This window comes from Chiayiivirga flava (assembly GCF_014202825.1).
GTDB lineage: Bacteria > Pseudomonadota > Gammaproteobacteria > Xanthomonadales > Xanthomonadaceae > Chiayiivirga > Chiayiivirga flava.
This window is the reverse complement of sequence record NZ_JACHHP010000001.1, coordinates 1,091,636-1,114,863: the sequence shown is the minus strand read 5'-3', so window position 1 is coordinate 1,114,863 and position 23,228 is coordinate 1,091,636. Positions and strand designations below refer to the sequence as shown.

At 69.9% G+C, this 23,228-nt stretch carries 8 protein-coding genes; 7 read left to right on the top strand and 1 reads right to left on the bottom strand.

The window, feature by feature from the left end; genetic code table 11:
• Positions 1-330: 330 nt before the first annotated feature.
• The gene (locus tag HNQ52_RS04620; RefSeq protein ID WP_183959912.1) at positions 331-1,560 is read right to left on the bottom strand and encodes a helix-turn-helix transcriptional regulator; all 1,230 of its coding nucleotides are present in this window, start codon (positions 1,558-1,560) and stop codon (positions 331-333) included.
• A gap of 524 nt (positions 1,561-2,084) precedes the next feature.
• Here HNQ52_RS04620 and HNQ52_RS04615 point away from each other — a divergent pair.
• The 7 genes from HNQ52_RS04615 to HNQ52_RS04585 all read left to right on the top strand — a co-directional run bounded on the left by HNQ52_RS04615 (position 2,085) and on the right by HNQ52_RS04585 (position 23,190).
• On the top strand, positions 2,085-15,998 hold the full coding sequence (locus tag HNQ52_RS04615) for an MBG domain-containing protein (protein WP_183959911.1): 13,914 nt from the start codon (positions 2,085-2,087) through the stop codon (positions 15,996-15,998).
• Positions 15,999-16,367: 369 nt separating this feature from the next.
• On the top strand, positions 16,368-17,558 hold the full coding sequence (locus tag HNQ52_RS04610; protein WP_183959910.1) for an SRPBCC family protein: 1,191 nt from the start codon (positions 16,368-16,370) through the stop codon (positions 17,556-17,558).
• Positions 17,559-17,923: 365 nt separating this feature from the next.
• Complete coding sequence (locus tag HNQ52_RS04605; RefSeq protein ID WP_183959909.1) at positions 17,924-18,871, top strand: ABC transporter ATP-binding protein; 948 nt, start codon at positions 17,924-17,926, stop codon at positions 18,869-18,871.
• Positions 18,868-19,602: an ABC transporter permease subunit gene (locus HNQ52_RS04600; RefSeq protein WP_183959908.1), complete on the top strand. Its 735-nt coding sequence runs from the start codon at positions 18,868-18,870 to the stop codon at positions 19,600-19,602. The genes HNQ52_RS04605 and HNQ52_RS04600 overlap by 4 nt, the downstream gene beginning before the upstream one ends.
• A 15-nt stretch (positions 19,603-19,617) precedes the next feature.
• Complete coding sequence (locus tag HNQ52_RS04595) at positions 19,618-21,489, top strand: Gldg family protein (protein ID WP_183959907.1); 1,872 nt, start codon at positions 19,618-19,620, stop codon at positions 21,487-21,489.
• Positions 21,486-22,712: a DUF4340 domain-containing protein gene (locus HNQ52_RS04590; RefSeq protein ID WP_183959906.1), complete on the top strand. Its 1,227-nt coding sequence runs from the start codon at positions 21,486-21,488 to the stop codon at positions 22,710-22,712. Before HNQ52_RS04595 ends, HNQ52_RS04590 begins: the two co-directional genes overlap by 4 nt.
• Before the next feature lie 115 nt (positions 22,713-22,827).
• Entirely contained in the window at positions 22,828-23,190 is a 363-nt protein-coding gene (locus HNQ52_RS04585) for a DUF423 domain-containing protein (protein WP_183959905.1), read from the top strand.
• Positions 23,191-23,228 lie beyond the last annotated feature (38 nt).

The following is a 23,228-nucleotide window of genomic DNA, read 5'->3' as shown; positions in this document are numbered from 1 at the left end:
CCCAGGCTCATCCACGGTCGCAAGACCCAGGGTCTATCGGGTGGGCTGGCCGGCTCTCGGCACCTCGACAATAGCGAGGGGCGAAGACATAAGGGTTCGGTCGGAGCGGTGGGTTGCCTCGTCTGCGAACGTGGCTTCGGAAGATGAGGCGGCTTTGGGCTGTTGCGCAGATGCAGCAGTACGCTCGGTCGGGTCGCGGAGAAGGTGGTTGGGGGCTGGCATGCCGGACCCTCACCCCAACCCCTCTCCCGCGGGGAGAGGGGCTCTTGGCTCGGGCTTCTGGCTCGCGCGTTCCGCCGGTTGCTCGGGAGGCTCTGCGCGCTCGCTGACTCAATGATCGAGCGCTTCGTCCTCGCGGCAAAGCGCCTGCAGGTTCGGCAGCAGGCGCAGCAGGAATTTCTGCAGGTCGCCCTGGTTGCGCGTGCCGGTCTTGGCGAGCATGCGCTTGACGTGCGCGCGCACGGTGTCGCTGCGCACATTCCAGGCCACCGCGATGTCTTCGCAGCCGCTTCCGGTGAGCAACGCGTTCGCCACGCGCGCTTCGGTGCGGGTGAAACCGAACAGGCGCTGCAGCTGACCGGCGTCGAAGCGCGGCGACATGCGGCGAAGATCGCGCACGATCAGTGCGACGCGCACCTGGCCGGGCTGGACTGACAGCGGGGCCAGCACCATGTAGACGGCCGGCGGCGCCGGCTGGCCGGGCACCGCGATGCACACGGCGTCGGTGCCGCCGCGACGACGCGAGGCGACGAGCGCCTCGCGCAGCGCCGGCGCCATCCAGTCGGTTTCGAGCAGGCGCCCCGCGCGCACGACCTCGCCGCGCAGGCTCAGCACCTCGCCGTCGCGCAGCAGTGCCTCCGCCGGCGGGTTGGCGAGCAGGACGCGACCGCGGTCGTCGAGCACCAGCATCGGGTCGCAGCCGGCGTCGATCAGCGCCAGCGCGTTGTCGCGTTCGCGCTCCACCCGCGCCAGCCGGCGGCGCAGGCGCAGCGCCGCACGCGCGTGGCTCATGAACACGTCCACGCAGCGGCGTTCGTCCGCGTCGAATTCGCGTCCGTGCTCGCGCAGCAGCCACACGTGCGCGTGCCCGCCACCGCTCACCGAGAACGCGCCGCCCAGGCCGTGCAGCAACACGCCGTAGCGGCGCAGGAAGCGGACGTAGTACTCGGTGTCCGTCAGGGCGCGGCCGGCCAGCACTTCGTGCGACAGCATCGAGCGGCCGCTGCGGATCTGCGCGCGGATCGCGTCGTCGCCGGCAAAGGGGTCGCAGCGATGGAATTCCTGCGCATATTCGCGGACGAACTCGGGATCGATGCCGACCGTCAAGCCGAAGCCGGCGTTGGCCGCTCCGCCGAGGCGTTCGACCAGTGCGCCCTGATCGCAGGGCACCGCGCGCGCCAGCCCGTGCAGTGCGGTCTGCCACGCAGACGCGTCGTCCGGTGCTTCGTGCAGCGGCGCGAGGCTGCCGAGCAATCGATCGAAGGCGGTCGATCGTCTGCGGGCGAAACCCGCAGGCGCGACACGTGCGGTTCCGGCGATGGTGTCTGCGACGATGCCCATGAAGTCCCCCGGCCGTATTGCGCGTCGCATCTGCGATGCGGCGCACAAAATCGTTGTTTGTGACAATTGTTTGCGATGTGTGCTGCGCAGATTTCGTCGGCACCCTGCCGTCCGCGACGCCGTGTCCGCGCCTCGACCCGACCGCCGGCGCCGCGCCCCGCCGCGGCGGCCGCTGTTCCGGTTGCTGTCGCGTCGGCGCCGTTTCTCTCACCGTGCGGCCCCCGCGCGGGACGGGTCAGCCCCCGTACGGGGGTCGCGCCGCGGCCGGTGGAGGACTACCGTGGCGTCGCCGGGGGGAACCGGTGGTTGCACCACGCACAGGGGACATCGTCATGCTCTCGCACGTCCTGCGCGCCGCGTTGCGCGGCGCGGTCGTCATTGCGCATCGCCGTTCCGACCACGCGCCGTCTCCGCGCGATGCCGCGCAACCGCAGCCCATCGCACCGCGTTCCTCCTCCTTCTCCTCCTCCATCCGTCGCGCGGACCTTGCGTCCGGCGCGTATTCCGTCGTCCGGAGTCTTGCCATGCCGTCCTTCTTCCGCGGTTCCCCGGTGTCCTGCGCCGCGCATGCGTCGCGGTCGCGCGCGACACGCGCGGGCCTGTTCCCGGCGCTGCTTCTGCTGGCCGGCATGGCGCCGGGAGTGGCCGCGGCGGTCGACCGCATCGTGGTGAAGACCGGCAACGATGCCGGCACCTGCGCGATCGAGTCGCCCTGTCTCACGGTGGGGTATGCGCTCGGCCAGGCGAACCCGGCCGGCGGCGACCGCATCGTGTTCGCCGACGCCACGCCGCAGGTCTACGCCGAGAACCTCGTCATCGACCGACCGATCGAGATCGTCGGCAACGGCAGCGATCCGCTGGTCGGCAACCGCACCACGCTGCGTTCGCCGAACGGCGGCGCCGACCGCGTGGTGGTCACGGTGCTCGCGCCGGACGTGCTGCTCGACAACCTCATCGTGTCAGTGGATCTGGCCAATACCGTCCAGGGCATCCGCGCCGAAGACACCGCCGACGGGCTCGCCATCGAGGACGTGCTGATCCGCGCGCAGGCGAGCGCCGCGCCGGTGTCTGACTACGCGCAGCGCAACGCCATCGCGCTCAACCCCGCGGCCGTCGGCCATCTGGACGCGAGCCTGCTGCGCGTGCGCATCGACGGCACCGCGCCGTCCGCGTACTTCCGCGCCGGCGTCGACGCAACGCATGCCGCCGTCAGCGTGATCGACAGCGACATCGCCTCGATCAATCACGATCTCAAGTTGTCCGGCGTCAGCGGCGTCATCACCATCGCCGACAACACGTTCCGCTTCGGCGGCGTCGACATCGGCAGCTACACGGCAGGGTCGGGCGTCGACACCGTGGTGACGATTTCGGGCAACGATTTCCATCCCGGGCAGTCGCCGCTGTTCCCTGGGCTGCGCCTGATCCAGAACACGCCGGTCAACGCCGGCGGCGCCTACGCATCCACGCTCGTCACCGGCAACGCCTTCGGCGATCCGATCGGTTTCGGGCTGGGCATCGGCATCTTCGCGCAGAACTATCCGAACGTCGCGATCGAGGACAACATCTTCACGCCGCTTGCCGGCGCCGCGCCGTACCGCCACATCATCGTCAGCAACAAGGCGATCTACACCAACAGCGACACCATCGCGCCGCTCGAACTCGAGGCCATCGCGATCACCGGCAACAGTTTCGGCGCGGACGCCGCGTCCAGCAGCGGCGTTGCCATCGAATTCCTCAACCACAACGATGCGGGCGGCGCCGCCGCGTTCGGCAGCATCGTGGTCGGCGGCGGCGGTGCCGCAGCCAACACCTTCGACGGCGATCTGGACCTGTACGTGCGGCTCGATGCACAGAGCGGTCCGACCCCGACGAACCCGTACTACTACTCCGCGCCGGCGGTGATCCCGGCCACGACGATGGCGCCGTTCGCCGGCGACGTGCAGGCGGTCGGCAATGTCTTCGACGGCATCGACAGTGCCGACCCGGGGCTGATGCAGTCGCAGCGGTCGGCCATCGTGGCCAAGGTGTTCGACACGCGGAACGTGGCGGCGCTCGGCGACGTGGTGCTCGGCTTCGGCGGCGTGCCGGTGGCGTACGTGGACGACGATTTCGCGGGGGCGAGCTACGGCGACGCCTTCATCTTCGCGCACGGCGACGGCAACGCGAACGGCGTCGCGGTGTACGCCGGCGTGGACGCATTCGCCACCGTGTCCGACGCGCTTGCCGCGGTCGACACCGGCGGCACCGTGTACGTGGCCGATGGCGCGTACGCCGCTGCGACGCTGTCGCGCCAGGTGACGCTGATCGGCAACGGCAAGACCGGTACGGTGTTCGGCGACACGCTGGTGATCGCGGCCGGCGGCGCCGGCCCCGCCGACGCCGACCGCCTCGCGCTGCGCAACCTCGGCGTGAGCGGCGCGGCCGGCGACGGTATCCGCGTGCTGGGCAGCCGCAGCTTCCTGCTGCTCGACGGCGTCTCCGCGTCCGGCAATGCCGGCGACGGCATGGGTGTGTTCACCAACGATGGACTGCTCGGCGATTCGCTCACCACCGACCTGCTGATCCGCAACAGCAATTTCGACGACAACGGCAGCGGCGCGTCGCCGCTGCGCGCGGGGCTCAAGTTCGACGAGAACGCGAGCGTCGACGGGCTGCGCATCGTGGATTCCACCTTCAACCGCAACAACGCAGCGGGCCTGACGTTCAACGACATCGGCGCGGCCGGGACGAGTCTTGCGGAGATTCGCAACGTCGAGATCGTCGGCAGCCAATTCAGCGGCAACAACCCGGACGATATCGGCGGCGGTGGCGGCGGCCTGTGGCTCAAGACCGCCGGCCCCGGCAGCGTGATCGACGGCATCGACATCTCCGCCAGCACCTTCGCCGACAACGGCACCGGCCAGCTCAACGGCGCGCCGTCGAACCGCCGCATGAACGCCAACGGCATCGCGATCCGCGCGCGGCCGGGCACCACGGTGGCGAACGTGCGCATCTGCGGCGGCAACGTCTTCAGCGAGACCTCCGGCACGCTCGGCACGCAGGAGGCGGGCATCTACATCAACGACCAGACCGGCGCCACCGGCTACGAGCCGGTCGAGGTCTGCGCCGACAATAGCTTCGCGGGTCTGCTGTACAGCGTCAGCGGCCACGAACAGTTCACGGCGATCAACACGCAGCCGATCGTGCTGTTCGACGGCCCCATTGCGCTGACCGAGGAAGTGAACGACGGCTACGTGGTCAACCTGACCACCGGTGAAACCTTCACCGGCATCAATGCGGCACTTGCCGACGCCGACACGGTGGCACCGCACGTGATCTTCGCGCCGAACGGCGTGTACAGCGAGAACGTCGTCATCGGCAAGAACGGCGTCACGCTGCGCGGCGCGGGCACGGGCACCGCGGTCGACGGCACCGGCCGCAGCGGCAGCGGCATCACCATCGCCGCGGGCGTCACCGACGTGACCGTGGAAGACCTCGCCGTGCGCGATTTCACCGCCATCGGCACATCGTCCGGTGCGTGCATCTTCGGCGCCTCGAGCAACAGCGGCAGCACCGTGCGCAACACAGTGGTCACGCAGTGCGCGGGCGGGCGCGGCGGCATCTTCTTCGCCGGCGGCGGTGCGATCGACAGCGTGACGTTTCACGACAACGATGTCTCGTTCACCGACGGTCGCGGCATCGTGATCTGGGACGGCAACAAGACCAACATCACCATCACCGACAACAACGTGCACGACCTCACCGGCTGCTGCGGCATCGAGCTGCAGGACGGCACGGCATCGGGCGTGACCATCACCGGCAACACCGTGACCAACGTCGGCGATTCGGGCATGGGCCTGATGCAGCTCGGCGGAAGCGTCGGCCCCAACCTCGTCGCCGGCAACACGCTCACCAACACGGGCCGCTTCGGCATCGAGATCAAGCTGCCGAACGGCACGGGCGTGGACAGCGACACCGCGGCCGGCGCCATCGTGGTGCGCAACAACACCGTCACGCGCACCACGGTGCCGCTCGACGCGCGCGACCTCGCCGGCATCGCGGTGTTCCGCCGCGCTTACAGCACGCTCACCGGCGTGACCGACATCACCACCGGCGTGGTGGTGAAGGACAACACGGTCAGCGGCTGGCGCCAGCCCACCGCGGCCGAGGGCCACGGCATCGTCGTCGAAGGCACGCAGATGCTGGTCTACGGCAACACGGTCGACGACAATGATGTCGGCATCCAGCGCCAGGCCGGCAACGACGGCGGCACGGGCGACAGCGACCAGGACGCGACCAACGATTATTTCAGCCGCGGCAACGCGCCCGAAGTCTGTGCGCGCCTGGGCGAGAACCTGCTCGGCAGCGTGACCGCCAACGGCATCGACACGCGCGACGTGCTGCCGCCCGGCGCCGACGATCCGGAACCGGTGGTGCGCAACGCCACCACGGCACGCTGGTTCTGCAGCGTGCAGGCGGCGATCGACGATATGCAGACCGTGGCCGGCCATGCCCTGCAGCTGCAGGACGGCCGCGTGGTCGCCGAGCAGTTCGACGTGACCAAGTCCGTCACCATCACGCGCAGCGGCGACGGCCTCCTCGCGCCGATCGTGCGCGCGCCCACCGTCACCGACGGCGACCTCGCGCTGGTGCGCGTGCGTGCGCCGGACGTGACGGTCCGCAATCTCGCGTTCCTCGTCGATCTGTCGCTCGTGGGCGAGGCGATCCGCACGGTGGCGAACACGCCGTCGGGCGACCCGCAGAACATGTCGGTGCTCGACAACCTCATCACCGCCACCGCCAGCAACGCCGCGTTCGTGACCTACGGCCGCCGCAACGCGATCAGCATCAACCTGTCGTCCGCGAGCGGCTACGCGCCGGCCGGCGAGCAGGCGACCACGCTCGCCGCCACCGTGCGCGGCAATACCGTCACCGGCACGCAGGACTGGAACGGCGCCGCGCCGGGCACGCTGCCGGCGTACTTCCGCGCCGCGTTGGCGCTGGACCAGGCCTCGGGCGTGGTTGCGGGCAACGCGCTGCGCGGGCGCGACTACGATGCCATCGTGCGTTTCGCGAACGGTGCGGGCCTGACGTTCGGCGGGCCGTTGCCGGGCGATCCCAACACCTTTGCCGGCGCAGGTCTGTCGCTCGGCGACGGCATCGTGCCGGTCAGCGTGATCGGCAACACGTTTGCGCCGGATCGCTCGGTGCTGCCGTACGCGGAGTTCCCGGCGCCGTACGATGCCGCGCGCTGGGGCGACCTCGGCCTCAGCGCCGTCCGGCTGGTCAACACCGGCCCTGTCACGCTCGCAGGCAACACCTTCTCCGACCACACCAACGCGGTGTTCGCGCAGAACGCCGCGGACGTCGCGCTGACCGGCAACACCTTCAACGCGCCGACGCACGGCAGCGAGTTCCGTCACCTGATCCTCAGCACCAAGGCGCTGACCAGCATCAGCGACACGCTGCCGGCGGCGCCGCTGGGCATCGATGCCACCGGCAACACCTTCCACGGCTCTGGCGCGGCGACGGCCATCGCGGTGGAGCTGCTCAACCACGACGACGACGGCGATCTGTACGGCGCGCTGCAGTTCGGCGGCGCCACGGTGGGTGCGGCGTCGAACAGTTTCGTCGGAAACTTCACGTACTACTTCCGCCTCGACGCCAGCACCGGTCCGTCGACCGCGGCGCCCGCGCCGTACGGCACGAACTTCCAGTACTTCAACTATCCCGCAACGCCGATGGGTCCGTTCGCGAACGGCACGCCGATCGTCGCGCGCGACAACCTGTTCGCGGGCCAGTATCCGAACGCGATGAACGCCGCGCAGACCGATGCGCTGCAGGCGCGCACCTACCACAACGATCCGCTCGTGATCGAATCGCCGCCGGCACCCGCGGCGATGGGTCGCGTGGAATACGGTCTCGCGGCCGACGTGATCGGCACTGCCACCACCGTCGTCGGTGCATCGCCGGCCACCGGCATCGTTGGTGCGGGCGTCACCGTGAGCGTGAGCGTCGTCACCACGCCCACCGGCGGACAGCCGACCGGCACGGTCACCGTCACCGGCTCCCCGGACGGCGGCGGCAGCTGCGCCATCGCCTATCCGTCTGCCTCCAGCTGCGTGTTGCCGGGTTTCACCGCGGCCGGCACCAAGGCCATCGTCGCGAGCTTCAGCGACGGCACCGGCCCCGCGATCGACAGCACCAGCGCGCCGCTCGCCTACCAGGTGTTCGACGTGGCCGGCACCACCACGGTGACGCCGACCGCCACGCCCACCGCGCTCGACAACGACTACACCCGCATCAACACCGCGATCCAGGCCACCGGCAGCAACGGCCTCGTGATCCTCGACGGCACGTTCCGCTGGTGCGAATTCCTCGACGCCGGCGAATGCGCCGCCAGCGGCACGCCGAACCCGGCCTATGCGAGCTGGGAAGCGGGCAGCAACGGCATCGTCGACGGCAGCGACATCTTCTCCGCAACGTCGGGCGACGACTGGTCCGTGCGCCTGCCGGACGGCCGCGCCGACATCAGCATCGTCGGCGCGACCGCCACCTCGGGTGTGGTCGCCTCGCCGACACCGGCGAGCGTCACCGGCGCCTTCCTCGTCGGTTACCGCGATCCGTCGCCGGCACCGCGCGGCCAGCCGGGCTGGCGTTTCGAGAACCTCGGCATCGACGGCTTCGACATCGGCATCGGCCTGTTCGCGCCGAACGGCGGCAACGACGATTTCGACGGCGTGCAGTACATCGGCAACCGCATCGCGCTGCCGTCGAGCCTCGACGGTAAGCCGCGCTACGGCATCTACGCCGGCTACGGCGACAGCCAGCAGCTGGTCGGCAACGCCATCGACATCGACCTGTCGGGCTCGCTCGACGCCGGCTACCGCGGCATCCAGATCGGCGATTCGAGCAACGGCACGGTGTTCGATGGCCTGGTGGTGCGCGGCAACACGGTGACCGCGGGCGGTACGCCTGCCGTGGTTCCGGACGTGATCGCGATCTGGGAAAACGCCGGCGACAGCGCGTCGTCCGTGCTGATCGAAGGCAACACGCTGCTCGGCAGCGGCGGTGCGGTGGCGGGCAACCGCCAGACCGGCCTGCTCGTGACCACGCAGTCGAACGCCGCACAGGACGCGTTCGCGATCGTGCGCGACAACAGCATCGCCGGGTTCGCAAGCGGCATCGCGACGCTCTCGGCCTACGGTTACTACGTGCCGGCGCCCGATCCGATCCAGATCACCGGCAACACGCTGATCGACAACGGCGACGCGATCCGTTTCTACGCCGCGCTGCAGTCCGCCAACCCGTCGCGCAGCGTGCTGCGCTACAACCGCATCGCCGGCAACGTGCGCGGCCTCGTGGTCGAAGGCGCAGGTGCAGGTCTGCCGCCGGGCGCACCGACCTACGGCGGTCCGACGCAGGCCTCCGAGGTCGACGCACGCAACAACTGGTGGGGCTGCAACGGTGGTCCGGGCGCGGCTGTTCCCGGTTGCGCCGCGGGCGGCGATACGCTGGTGGATCCGGACGGCGCCGCGCAGGTGGCGCCGTGGCTGCAGCTGCAGCTGCAGCTCGACAGCGATTCGGCCGTGGTCGGCGTCGGCAGCCCGGCGCTGCTCACCGCGTCGGTCAACGGCAATTCCGACGGCGATTCGCTCACCGGCAGCACGCGGTTCCCGGCCGATGCGACGGTGACGTTCGCCGCCGCGCCGTCCGGCGTGCCGACGCCGGCTGCGGTCGATACCACGACTGCGCCACGCGGCATCGTGCAGAGCACGCTGCAGAACATCCTTTCGACCACGCAGGCCAGCGCCACGCTCGACGGCCAGACGGTCGACACCACCATCGAGGTGGCGAACGTCGCGCTCGAAATCGACCTGCCCGAGGCCGGCATCGTCGGCCTGCAGACGCTGCCGTACGCGGTGACCGTGGCCAACACCGGCAACGCGCCGCTGGGTGAAGCCACCACCGTGTTCCTCACGCTCACCGCACGCGACGGGACACACACGCCGATCGATCTCGACGTGGGCGACATCGCACTCGAATTCGAGTTCCCGGCCGGCAGCGGCAACTGGTCCGCCATCGCGCTCGACGAACGCGAGGGCGACACCCTCGTCGGCGAACTGTCGCTCGGCGTGCTCGGCGGCAACGCCGTGCTCGACGCGCGACTGCGCAGCAGCGCGCAGCTTGCGGGCATCGTCGATGTGTCGGCCGTGCTCGTGGGCGACAGCAGCCTCTCGCTGTACGCCGGCGACAACGGCAGCGTGCCCGTGGTGACCCCGGCCGACGTGGTGCTCACGCGCACCGGCGGCTCGCCGCAGACCGCGCCCGTCCTGAGCGACTACGTGTTACCGCTGGGCGTGCGCGTCACGGACACGAACGGCAACGCCATCGGAAACGTGCCGGTGAGCTTCACCGCGCCGCTTGCCGGCGCCAGCGTCGGCATCGCCGCCGCGGCGACGGTGACCGATGCCGAAGGCGAGCTGTCCAGCGGCACCGTCACCGCCAACGGCATCGCCGGCCCGGTGCTCGGGCTGGAGGCCGCGGCCGACGCCGCGCTGTGCAGCGATGCGGTCAACTGCAGCGTGACGTTCGACCTGGTCAACACGGCCACCGCACCGGCGTCGATCCTGTTCTCGACGGCGGGCGCCACCGACACCAGCGTCGGCAGCGCATTCGCAGCGCCATTCTGCGCCAGCGTGTTCGATGCGCAGGGCAATGCGCTGGCCGGTGTGTCGGTCACGTTCCAGGCGCCGTCGTCCGGCCCGTCCGCGGTGTTCGGGAGCAATCCCGCGCTCACCGACGCCAGCGGCATCGCGTGCAGCACGGCCACGGCCAACAGCGTCGCCGGAAGCTACGCGGTGAACGCCGCGGTGGCGTCGTCGCCGGTCACGCTGGTGTCGTCGTCGATCGGGCTCACCAACACTGCGGCTGCCGCGGCGCAGCTGAGCATCGTGTCGGGCACGCCGCAGAGCGCGCAGATCGGCACCGCATTCGCGCCGCTGGTCGTCGAACTCACCGACGGCTTCGGCAATCCGCTGGCCGGGCAGGTGGTGAACTTCACGGTCGTGTCCGCGCCGGGCGGCGCGAGTGCGGCCTTGAGTGCGACCAGCGACATCACCGATGCATCCGGTCGCGCCAGTGTCGGCGCCACGGCCAACAGCGAGCTCGGCAGTTACGGCGTCGATGCAACGTTCGGCGCGCTGGCGCCGGTGCAGTTCGCGCTGACCAACATTGCAGGCGCAGACGGCGTGATGCTGCTGCTGGCGGGCGACGCGGTCGGCGTGGCGGTGGATGCCACCGGCACCGTACCGCGTTATTCGTTCTCCAGCGCCACCACCGTCACCGGTGGTGCAATGGCGAACGAAAACGTCATCGGCCTGTTCGAGGTCAGCCGTGTCGGCGGCATCGCGCACGGCGACGTGCTGCTCGACTATCGCGCGGCGGTGCAGGAGTTCGGCGCCTGCGTCGCAGAAGGCAGCGACTGGTGGTGCCCGCTGACCTTCACCGACGCGGACAACGACGGTGTGCTCGAGGGCGTCTTCGGGCCGGGCGCCGGCTTCCCGCTTGCGGACGCGACATCGCAGTTCCGCACGCGCTTCGCCGCGGGCGGCCGCTTCGTGACCGCGGTGCGCATCGTCGGCGTGCAGAGCGGCGCCACCTATGCCACCGCCACGTCGGCAGTGGACGTGGCCGCGCTCGAACTCGCCGGCAGCGGCGCGAGCGCCGGTACCACCGGCGCGCTGCTCGACTCGGCCGTGACCCTGGTCAACACCGGCACCGCCGCGCTCGACGGCGTGACGCCGGCCGACGCACCGAACGACGAAAACGTGGTCGCACGCTTCCGCGTGGAACGCGACGACGGCGGCCCGGTGGCGTTGGCCGACGGCGATGTCGAGATGACCTATCTCGCGGGCGCCGACTACCTGCCGCTGGATCTGATCGAAAACGGCGGCGCGCTCGAAGGCGATTTCGGCGGGCTCGCCGGCTTCCCCGTCGCCACCGGCTACAACAGCACCTCGCTATTCCGCAGCCGCTTCCTGCAGCCGGGCCTCTACACCGTGCGCACGCAGCTGGTGGGCGTGGACAGCGGCGCGGTGTTCGCGACCCTGGTACAGAGCGTCGACATCGACGCCAGCGGCGCCACCATCGCCATCGACGCGGGCACGCTGTTGCGCATCTACACCGGCGCGCCGCAGGCGGTGACCGCCAGCACCATGCCCGCCGGTCTGTCGTACGACGTCACCTACGACGGCAGCGCTACTGCGCCGACCGATGCCGGCAGCTACACGGTGGCCGCGACGATCACCCAGCCGGGTTACAGCGGCAGCGACAGCGACACGCTGACCATCGCCAAGGCCACGAGCGCCGTGGTGTTTGCCGGCAGCACGTCCGTCATCTACGACGGCGCGCCGCACGCGCTCACCGCAACGCTCGCCGCCGAGCCTGCGAACACCTCCGCCTGCGCGGTGAGCTACGCGCCGGATCCGTCGCCCGCCGCAGCGCCGACGGCGCCCGGCCTGTATGTCGTCACCGCGCTCTGCGACGGCGCCAACTACACCGGCACGGGCATCGCGACGCTCGACATCGTCGAGACCAGCGACATCGGCATCACGCTGACCGATGTGCCGCCGATGGCGCTGATCGAACCCGCCACCGCGCCGTACACCGACTTCGTCGACTACATCGGCGAGCTGTCGAACGCCGGCAGCGCCACCGCGCAACCGGTGCACTACGCGATCACGGTCACGCGCATCGACGACGGCAACGCGCCGGCCGGCCAGCCGGTGGTCATCGACATCGACGATGTGAAGGTCTGCCTGTTCGATCCGAGCGGCTGGGCCGCGCAGGAGCCGGACAACCACGACGGCTGTGAGCAGGACTTCCAGATCCTGTTCAAGACGCTCGGCGCATCGGGCGGTCGCAGCGCAGTGCTGCTGCGTTATCCGAACAATCCGGTGAACGACATCCCGCTGCCGAGCACGGGCGGCGTCGCGATCCCGCTGCCGGCGACCAACTTCCGCTTCCGCCGTGGTGAATTCCACGTGCAGGTCGACGTGGTCGGCTCGGTCGACGGCACGATCTACGCCAGCACCGACGGCTCGACGACGGTGCCCGATGCGTCGATCACCTACAGCGGCGCCACGTCCGGCCCGGCCGAAGCGGCCCTGCTGTCGCAGACCACGCTGCGCAACGACGGCGGCCCGGTCGACGGCAACGTCATCGTGCGCGTGACGCTCGACGACGCCGGCGGCGCGACACTCGCGCCGGCCGACGCGGAGTTCGCGTACCAGCTCGGCGGCGACTACGCCACGCTGCCGTGGGTCGACACCTCGCCCGACGGCGGTCTGGTCACGTACTTTGGCCCGGGCGCCGGCTTCGAACTGCCGGACGGCCACGACGCCACCACCGCCGGCCGCGGCATCTTCCACCGCACCGGCAGCTACACGCTGCGCTACGACGTGCTGGATGCAGCGACGCAGACGGTGCTGTTCGCAACGCAGACCGTGACGCCGATCCAGGTCGCGCCGAACGCGGTGGTGTTCACGCTGAGCGATCTGACGCAGACCTACGATGGCACGCCGCGCAGCGTGACAGTGACGCCGGCCGACGTGCCGCGCAGCATCGTGTACGAAGCGCTGGTCGGCGCCTCGTGCCCGGTCGCACCGACCACCGGCACCGGCACGCCTCCGACCGACGCCGGCCAGTACTGCGTGTGGGTCACCGCCACCGGCAGCTACAGCGGCAGCGCGAGTGGCCTGCTGACCATCGCAAAGGCGACGACGGCGGTGACGCTGATCGACACCGATTCGAATCCGGGCGACAGCGTGATCGAACGCACCTTCGACGGCACCGCGCAGACCGTGCAGGCGACGGCCGCCGCGCCGATCAGCGGCAGCATCGCGATCACGTACAACGGCGCGCCGACCGCACCGAGCGCGGTGGGCAGCTATGCGATCGCGGCCACCGTCATCGATGCGAACTACACCGGCAGCACCAGCGGCACGCTCGTCATCGGTGCGACCGACAGCACGCTGGTGCTCGACAGTAGCCCGGTGGGTGCGGCGGTGGCGGCGGACAGCCCGGCACCGGTCTACACGCTGTCGAGCGCGACCACGGCGGGCGATGCGCTCGGCGAAAACGTCGTCGGCCGCTTCACTGTCATCCGCACCGGCGGTGCGGACACGACGGATCTTGCGATGGAATACTTCGCGGCGGTGCAGGAGTCCGGCGCGTGTGTGCCGGGCGACGGCGGTTTCTGGTGTCCGCTGCCGCTCACCGACGGCGACGACAACGGCGAACTCGAAGGCAGCTTCGGTCCGCCCGGCGGCTTCCCGTTCGCCGAGGCCACCTCGCAGTTCCGCACCCGGTTCGCACGCGGCGGGCACTACGTCACCACGGTCGACATCGTCGGCGTGACCACCGGTGCGGTGTACGCCAGCGCCGCGCGGCACGTGGACGTGGCCGAGCTTGCGCTGTCCGGCGCGGCGGCGATGGGGGGCGAAACCGGCGTCGCGCTGGAGTCGGCGGTGACGCTGGCCAACATCGGCACGGCCGCGCTCGATGCCGCCGCGGCACCGGCGCCGAACGACGAAAACGTCATCGGCCGCTTCCGCATCGAACGCGATGCGGGTGCGCTGACGGCAGCGGATGTCGAGGTCGCGTATCTCGACGGCGCAAGCTACGTGCCGGTGACGCTGGCCGAAAGCGGCGGCGGGCTCGACGGCAGCTTCGGCCCGGCCACCGGCTTCCCGGTGGATGCCGGCTACAGCGCAACGTCGCTGTTCCGCAGCCAGTTCCTGCTGCCGGGCACCTACACCGTCACCACGCGCATCGAAGGCGTGGACAGCGGCGCGGTGTTCGACACGCTGGTGCAGACCGCGGTCATCGATGCCAGCGGCGCCACCATCGTCATCGACCCGGCCTCGCTCGCCCGCACCTACGACGGCAGCGCGATGCCCGTGGCGGTGAGCACCGCGCCGGCCGGCCTCGCGTTCGAGGTGACCTACGACGGCAGCGCCACGCCGCCGACCGACGCCGGCAGCTATGCGGTCGTGGCGACCGTGACCGAGCCCGGCTACACGGCGCAGGCGACGGCCACGCTGGTCATCGCCAAGGCGACCGCGCAGGTCACGCTCGCCGATCTGTTGCAGGTGTACGACGGCACGCCGAAGGCCGCCACGGCCTTCACCACGCCGGCCGGACTCGACGTATCGATCACCTACGACGGCAGTGCGGCCGCGCCGAGCGCCATCGGCAGCTACGCGGTGAACGCGGTGGTGGACGACAGCAACTACGCCGGCAGCACCGACGGCACGCTCACCATCCTGGCCGCATCGATCTCGGCGCTGCAGATCGACGGCGACGCGAGTTTCGCCGGCATCGCCGGGCTGCCGCTGGCGGGCGACCTGCCGACGGTGCGCGTGGTCGATGCCAACGGCGACGGCGTGGCCGGTGTCGGCGTGCTGTTCGAGATCGGCGATGGCGGCGGTGCGGGCGGTGGCCTGGTCGCCACCGATGCCGACGGCCGCGCGACCGTGGTCGAGTGGGTCTTGGGTCGCGATGCCGGACTCAATACGATGACCGCACGCGTGCCGGGCCAGGCTGCGCTCGGCTCCATCGACTTCGACGCCACCGGCAGCGAGGAAGCGGACCTCGGCGTCGGCATCGTCGCCGACAGCGAGCAGGCCGAACCGGGCGACGCGGTGACCTTCACCATCGAGGTCACGAACGCCGGCCCGAGCAACGCCACCGCCGCGGATCTGGGCGCGCTGCTGCCGGCCGGCTTCGAGACGGGCACGGCCACGTGGATCTGCACGCCCACGGGCGCGGCGTCGTGCGAGAGCGCGGACGGCAGCGGCGATGTCGCCGTCGGCATCGCGGTCCCGGTGGGCGACACCGTGGTGGTCACGCTGACCGCCAACGTGGCGCCCGGCGCGCCGGTCGGCGATGTCGCCGTCACCGCCAACGTGACGCTGGTGTCGGGCATCGATGGCAACGCGGCGAACGACACCGCCGATGTCCCGGTTTCGCTCGGCACCTTGCCGACGGCGCTGTTCTCCGACGGCTTCGAGTCGGACGAGGTCGCGCCGGCCGCGTCCGACGGCGCGAAATCCGGAGCGTCCGCCGCCTTCGTGCCGCGCTGGCCTGCCGATGCACGCCCGCAGCCGCTGCTGGAGGTGCGCGGGCAGGGCGGGCGTCTCGCGGTGCTCGACGGACTGAAGGTTGGCGAGCGCACCTTCCTGCGGGTGCGTCACGGCAGGGGCGCCGGCGCGTGGCGGGCGGTGGAAGGCGCCGCCACGATCGGATTTTCGTGGTCCGTGTCGCCAACGGGCGCCGAACTGCGTTTCTCGCAGGGTGCGGGGACGATGCTCGGCGTGACATCCGGACTGGAAGACGGTCTGTCGCAACCGACGCACCTGCGCGCGCTGCGTGGCGATCTGCTCCGGACCCGCTGAAACGGGGACGTCGCAGAAACCTGTGTCCGGGGTGAGAGGAATCGCCCCCTCGCGACAGTAGACATCTGCTGCCGCGAGGCAGCGTGAGTGTGAGACGACGGCCCGGACTAACCCCCTCGGGCCGCTCGGGGCAACGAGATTTGAGCCGGGACCCTGTTCCCGGCTCTTTTTTTGCCCGCGGTCCGCACCCGCGCCCGATGCCGGCGCGAACGCGCCATCGAGGCCTCCGCCGCTGCTTCGACCTGCCGCGTTATCCTGCTAGGATTGACGCCCTCAGCGGGCCGGTCCCCGGCGCCTGACTCACGCGATTTGCAGTCTGCGGGCCGGGGTTGGTCCCCCGGTTGCGCGGTGGACCCCTGGAGATGCCGAATGACCCGTTTTCTTGAGCTGCTGATTTCGATCGTGATCGTGATCGTCCTGTTCGTCGTCGTGGGCGTGTTCCTGCCCAGCCAGCGCGACGTGCAGAACGCCATGGAAACCAACCATCCGGTGCGTCAGGTCTACGACACAATCAACGGGTTCAAGCGCTTCGGCGACTGGCATCCGCTGCGCCAGCACGATCCGCGCGTGCGCTTCACGCTGTCCGGCCCGCCCACCGGCGTCGGCGCCACGCTCGACTACGCCTCCACCGATCCGCTCGGCGTCGGCAAGGGCCGCTGGGAGCTGGTGGAGAGCGAGCAGGACATGCGCGTCAAGTTCAACACCGTCAACGAAGACTACGGCACCGACAAGGTCAACGAGTTCACCCTCGACAACAAGGGCAAGACCGTCGAGATCCAGTGGAAGTACAGCGTGGATTACGGCTGGAACCTGCTTGGCCGGTATGCCGGGCTGTACGTGAACCGCACCGTCGGCGACGACATCAAGCGCGGCCTCGGCAATCTCGTGGGCCTGCTCGCGACGATGCCGAATTTCGACTACAAGGTGCTCGGCGAAATCGTCTACGCCGATCTGCCGATCGAGAACATCCTCTACATCTCCACCACGGCCGACCGCAACATCACGGCCGTGGACGACGCCATGTCGCTGGCGCTGACCGACATCGAAGCCGCGATCAAGGCCAACAACCTCGAAGCCGCCGGCGCACCGCGCCTCATCACCACCAACTTCGGCGCCGAGAAATACGAGTTCGACATCGCCATCCCGGTGCGCCGGCCCGACCCGGCCGCGGCTGCCGCCGATGGCGACGAGAGCGCGGATGCGGATGCCGATGCCGATGCGGCCGACGCGCCGGTCGAACCGGTCGCCGCCGCGCCGGCGCCCGCCGCCGCTCCGGCTGCGATGCCCGGCACGCCGGTGGTCCCGGTCGCCCCGCCCGCGCTGACCGACCTCAAGCTGCCCGCCAATGTCCTCTCCGGCCAGAGCTACGGCGGCCGCGCGCTGATGACCGACTACACCGGCCACCCGGCCACGTTGCCGCTGGTGCGCGACATGCTGCGCTCGTTCGCGGCCGCGCACGGCGAAACGGTCACCGACCGCGCGTTCGAGGAATACCTCACCGGCATGAGCGAAACCGCCGCGGACGAGGCCAAGTTCAAGGTCTACTGGCCGATCCAGTAACTGGCCGATCCAGCCGCCCCTGCGGCGCGTCGTCTCGTTGCCGATGGCTGAGGCGACGCACTAGCTTCGCAAGCCCCTCTCCCCGTGGGAGAGGGGTTGGGGAGAGGGTCCGGGCTAGCTGCGAACACCCGGTCTGGCGCTCCCGCCCGGTCGCGCACGCCGGGCGCCGCCGCGCACGCCAGCAAGACACCGCCGCACGAACACCCCTTCGTCCCGCACCCGCGTATCCGGCATGTCGCACTGAACATGCAGCCTTCCTCCTTTCACGCACGGCGGGAACTTTCCCGCCCCGGCCGCGGTACTTGCCTGCACTCCGCGTCGGGCAGCGCGTGCCGACGCCACGTTCCAACGGGGAAAGACACCAGATGATCGAAACCCAGCAACTCACCAAGCGCTACGGCCGCTTCACCGCGGTCGACTGCATCAGCTTCCGCGTCGAGCCCGGCCAGGTGCTCGGCTTCCTCGGCCCCAACGGCGCCGGCAAGTCCACCACCATGAAGATGATCGCGGGCTTCCTCGCGCCGACCTCCGGCAGCGTGAAGGTCTGCGGGTTCGACGTGCAGACCCAGGCGATCGAGGCCAAGCGCGCGCTCGGCTATTTGCCGGAAGGCGCACCGAGCTACGGCGAGATGAACGCGCGCCAGTTCCTCTCCTTTGTCGCCGACGTGCGCCAGCTCGGCGGCGAGAAGCGCCGCCAGCGTTTGGACGATGTCATCGGCCGCCTGCAGCTCGAACCCGTGCTCGAGCAACCCATCGACACGCTGTCCAAGGGCTTCCGCCGCCGCGTCGGCCTCGCCCAGGCCATCCTGCACGATCCGCAGGCGCTGATCCTCGACGAACCCACCGACGGCCTCGACCCCAACCAGAAGCACGAGGTGCGCGCGCTGATCCAGTCGATGGCGCGCGACCGCACCATCGTCATCTCCACCCACATCCTCGAAGAAGTGCACGCGGTCTGCACGCGCGCGGTCATCATCGCCGGCGGCCGCCTGCTGGCCGACGCCACGCCCACCGAACTGGAAGCGCGCTCGCGCTACCACGGCGCGGTCTCGCTGACGGCCAGCAATCCGGTCGCGGTGAAGGACGGCCTCGCGCGCATCGACGGCGTCGCCGCGGTGGAAATCGATCCGCAGGACGGCCGCCTCACCGCGTTCCCGAAATCCGGCCAGAAGATCTTCGAACGCGTCGACGGCTATCTGCGCGAACAGAAGATCGCATTCTCCGAACTGCAGCTCGAACAGGGGCGCCTGGACGAGGTGTTCCGCCAGATCACCACGCAGCCGGCCACGGTCGCGGCGGGAGGTCGCGCATGAGCCCGGTCCTCGCCATCTTCCGGCGCGAGCTCGCGAGTTATTTCGCAACGCCCGTGGCCTACGTGTTCATCGTGATCTTCCTCGTGCTGGCCGGCGCCTTCACGTTCTACCTCGGCGGTTTCTACGAACGCGGCCAGGCCGACCTGCAGCCGTTCTTCAGCTTCCATCCGTGGCTGTACCTGTTCCTTGTGCCCGCGGTTGCGATGCGACTGTGGAGCGAGGAGCGCAAGAGCGGCACCATCGAACTGCTGCTGAGCCTGCCGGTGACGATGTGGCAGGCGGTGGTCGGCAAGTTCCTCGCGGCGTGGGCCTTCCTCGGCATCGCGCTCGCGCTCACGTTTCCGATCTGGATCACGGTCAACTATCTCGGCGATCCGGACAACGGCGTCATCGTCGCGAGCTACCTTGGCAGTTTCCTGATGGCCGGCGCCTTCCTCGCGGTCGGCGCGTGCCTGTCGGCCGCCACGCGCAACCAGGTGATCGCCTTCATCCTCACGGCGGTGGTGTGTTTCTTCATGCTGCTCGCCGGGTTTCCGCTGGTGCTCGACTTCGTGCGCGCCGCCGCGCCGCAGGCGGTGGTGGACGCCATCGCAAGCCTCAGTTTCCTGACCCACTTCGCGGCCATCACCAAGGGCGTCATCGACCTGCGCGACGTGCTGTTCTTCCTGCTGACGATCGGCTTCTGGCTCTACGCCAGCGCGGTGGTCATCGATCTCAAGAAAGCCGACTGAAGGAGGCGACGACCCATGTCCAACACATCGACTCGACGCACCGTCACCGGCACCACGCTGCTGATCCTCGCGGTGCTGTTCGTCGCGCTCGTGGTGCTCAGCGGCACGCTGCTGCGCGGCGCGCGGCTGGATCTGACCAGCAAGGGCCTCTACACCCTCACCGACGGCACCGAAGCCATCCTGCGCAAGCTCAAGGAACCGGTGAAGCTGCATTTCTACTACTCCGACACCGCCGCACGCGACATCCCGCAGCTGCGCACGTATGCCACGCGCGTGCAGGAACTGCTGGAGGAGATCGCGGCCAAGTCCGGCGGCAAGGTGGAGCTCACGGTCATCGACCCGCAGCCGTTTTCGGAGGAGGAAGACCGCGCCACCGGTTTCGGCCTGCAGGCGGTGCCGCTCGGCAACGGCGGCGATACGCTGTTCTTCGGCCTCGCCGGCACCAACTCCACCGACGGCGAAGCGACCATCCCGTTCTTCCAGCCGGACAAGGAAGCCTTCCTCGAATACGACATCGCCAAGCTCATCTCCAGCCTGGACGAAGCCGAGCGTCCGGTCGTGGGTCTGATGAGCGGTCTGCCGATCGGCGGCAGTTTCGATCCGCAGGCCGGACGCCCGATCCCGGGCTGGGTGATCGACGGCGAGCTCCGCAACCTGTTCCAGGTCAAGCGCGTCGAAACCACCGCCACGACGATCCCGCCCGAGATGCAGGCACTGGTCGTCGTGCACCCGAAGAATCTCTCCGACGACACGCTGTATGCCATCGACCAGTTCGTGCTGCGCGGCGGCCGCCTGCTCGCGTTCGTCGACCCGAACGCGGAAGCCGAGCAGCCGGCGCAGGGCATGGACCCGACCCAGGCGATGTTCGAGGACAAGGCCTCCGACCTGCCGAAGCTGTTCGCCGCGTGGGGCGTGTTGTACGACCCGGCCAAGGTGGTGCTCGACGCGCAGCGCGCGCTCGAACTGCAGGCCCGCGCCGACGCGCCGCCGGTGCGACACCTCGCGGTGCTGGGCCTGGGCAAGGACGACCTCAACCCCGACGACGTGGTCTCGGCGCAGCTGGCTACGGTTAACGTCTCCACCGCCGGTTACTTCGACCTCGCGGACGGCGCCACGGCCACGCTCGAACCGCTGGCGCAGAGCTCCGGCAACGCGTCCACGGTCGCGAGCGAGCGCGTGCGCATGCTGCCTGATCCCGAATCGCTGTTCAGCGACTTCACTCCCACCGGCGAACGCTACGCACTCGCGGCGCGGCTGTCGGGCAAGCTCAAGACCGCGTTCCCGGACCGCAGCGGCGACGGACACCTGGCCGAAAGCACGGACACGGCCAACGTCATCCTCGTGGCCGACACCGACATGCTCAGCGACCGACTCTGGGTGCAGGTGCAGCAGTTCTTCGGCCAACGCGTGCTCAATGCGTTCGCCAGCAACGGCGATTTCGCGATCAACGCCGTCGACAACCTCATCGGCAGCACCGATCTCATCGCGGTGCGCACGCGCGGCGTGTCGACCTACGCCTTCGACACCGTCGACGATCTCAAGAAGGCCGCCGACGCGCGCTTCCGCGACAAGGAGCGCGAGCTGCAGGCGCAGCTGTCGGAGACCGAGCGCAAGCTCACCGACCTGCAGCAGAACCGCGGCGACACCGGCAACGGCGCGCTGCTGCTCAATCCCGAACAGCAGGCCGAGCTGCAGCGTTTCCAGGACGAGAAGCTGCGCATCCGCAAGGAACTGCGCCAAGTGCGTCGCCAGCTCGACGAAGACATCCAGACGCTCGGCGCCAAGCTCAAGTTCATCAACATCGCCGGCATGCCGATCGTGCTGACCGTGGTCGCGCTGGCCTGGGTCTTCGCGCGTGCGCGCCGGCGCAAGGAGGCAGTGCGATGACCAGGCACAAGCTCGTCGTCCTGGCGGTGGTTGCCGCGCTCGGTGCCGCGGCCGCGCTGTGGTCCACGCAGACGCGCAAGCCGGACACCGACGTGCCCGCGGCGCAACCGCTGGTGCCCGGACTGCAGGAGGCGATCAACGACGTGAGCGCGCTGCGCATCGTCGCGCCCGGCAACAACACGGTCGCGACGATCGAACGCGGCGATGCGGGCTGGACGTTGAAGGAGAAGGGCGGCTACGCGGTCGACACCGCCAAGGTGCGCGATTTCCTGCTGTCGCTCGCGCAGGCCAGACGCATCGAGGCCAAGACCTCGAACCCCGAGCTCTACGCGCGTCTTGGTGTGGCCGACGTGGCGCAGGGCGATGCCACCGGCACGCAGATCGAGATCGACGGCCTCGCGCAGCCGGCCCGGCTGATCGTCGGCGAGAACGTGCAGCGCGGCGCCGGCACCTTCGTGCGCGAGGCCGGCCAGGCGCAGAGCTGGCAGATCGACACGAACCTTGCGGTGGAGCGCGCGCCGGCGAAATGGCTGCAGCCGGAGATCGTGGACATTGCGCCCAGCCGGGTGGAATCGGTGTCGATCAGGCATCCCGAGGGCGCCGCGATCGAGATCGTGCAGGCGCCGGACGACGGCGCCGCGGACTTCGTGCTGCGCACCGTGCCGAAGGGACGCGAACCGGAAAGCGAGTTCGCCGCCGATGCCGCCGCGGGCCTGCTGTCGGGCCTGCGGCTGGACGACGTCGCGCCCGCTGCGCAGGCCGATCCGGGCGAGACGAAGGTGACGACGAGCACGTTCGTGATCGACGATGGCACCACGCTGACGATCACCTCGTGGAAAGCCGGCGACAAGACGCTGGCGCGGCTCGCCGCGACGCTGGACGAGGACAAGGCGGCGGCGTTCGTCGAACAGGCGCAGGCGCGCGCCGCCAGGGAGGCGGCAAGCGCCGCCGCCGCAGCGCAGGGTGCCGCGTCGTCCGATGCCGCGGCCACGGCGCCGGACGAGACCGGCGATGCGGCGGCCGCCGATGCCCCCGCTCCCGCCTCGACGCCCGCCGCGCCCGCGGTCGATCCCGCGGCCGACCGCGAACAGCGTCTTGCCGCGATCCGCGACGGGGTCGAGGCGATGCAGGCGAAGTTCGCGCAATGGACCTACACGCTGCCGTCCTACAAGGCGTCGAACCTCAACAAGACGCTCGAAGACTATCTGAAGCCGAAGGCATGAGATCGACAGGGCGCGGTCGATTCGACCGCCGCCTGCCGCCGCCACGCGGCGCCTTTCCATGCGGAAAGGCGCCCCTCGCCGCACTCGGGCACGCGGTGCGCCGTACACTGGCGGCATGCCCACCACCACCATCACGCAGCGCATCGCCGCCGCCTTCGGCGCGCTCGGCTGCGCCGTCGCCGTCGCGCTTGCCGCCTACGCTGCGCACGCACCCCTCCAAACCGTCGCGAAAGGCCGCCTGGAGGTCGCCGTTTTCCAGCTTGCGTTGCACGCTCTGGCGCTGTGTATTTTTGCGCCGCGTCAACGTCGTCGATTCGAGATTGCCCCGATCTTCGCCTGGGTTGTCGGGACGCTGCTGTTCTGCGGAAGCCTGGTCGGCGCCGCCCTCTGGAACACGTCGACCACGCTCGCGCCGGTCGGCGGCGTGCTGCTGATGCTCGGTTGGGTGCTGCAGGCCATCGCAAGCCTGCGTCGATAGCACGCGCATATTGTTGCGCTGCGGCACGCATGCACGGG

Bases quoted from the DNA above. Each gene is read 5' to 3' on its own strand.
- HNQ52_RS04620 (WP_183959912.1), bottom strand. From the start codon at position 1,560: ATGGGCATCGTCGCAGACACCATCGCCGGAACCGCACGTGTCGCGCCT.
- HNQ52_RS04615 (WP_183959911.1), top strand. From the start codon at position 2,085: ATGCCGTCCTTCTTCCGCGGTTCCCCGGTGTCCTGCGCCGCGCATGCG.
- HNQ52_RS04610 (WP_183959910.1), top strand. From the start codon at position 16,368: ATGACCCGTTTTCTTGAGCTGCTGATTTCGATCGTGATCGTGATCGTC.
- HNQ52_RS04605 (WP_183959909.1), top strand. From the start codon at position 17,924: ATGATCGAAACCCAGCAACTCACCAAGCGCTACGGCCGCTTCACCGCG.
- HNQ52_RS04600 (WP_183959908.1), top strand. From the start codon at position 18,868: ATGAGCCCGGTCCTCGCCATCTTCCGGCGCGAGCTCGCGAGTTATTTC.
- HNQ52_RS04595 (WP_183959907.1), top strand. From the start codon at position 19,618: ATGTCCAACACATCGACTCGACGCACCGTCACCGGCACCACGCTGCTG.
- HNQ52_RS04590 (WP_183959906.1), top strand. From the start codon at position 21,486: ATGACCAGGCACAAGCTCGTCGTCCTGGCGGTGGTTGCCGCGCTCGGT.
- HNQ52_RS04585 (WP_183959905.1), top strand. From the start codon at position 22,828: ATGCCCACCACCACCATCACGCAGCGCATCGCCGCCGCCTTCGGCGCG.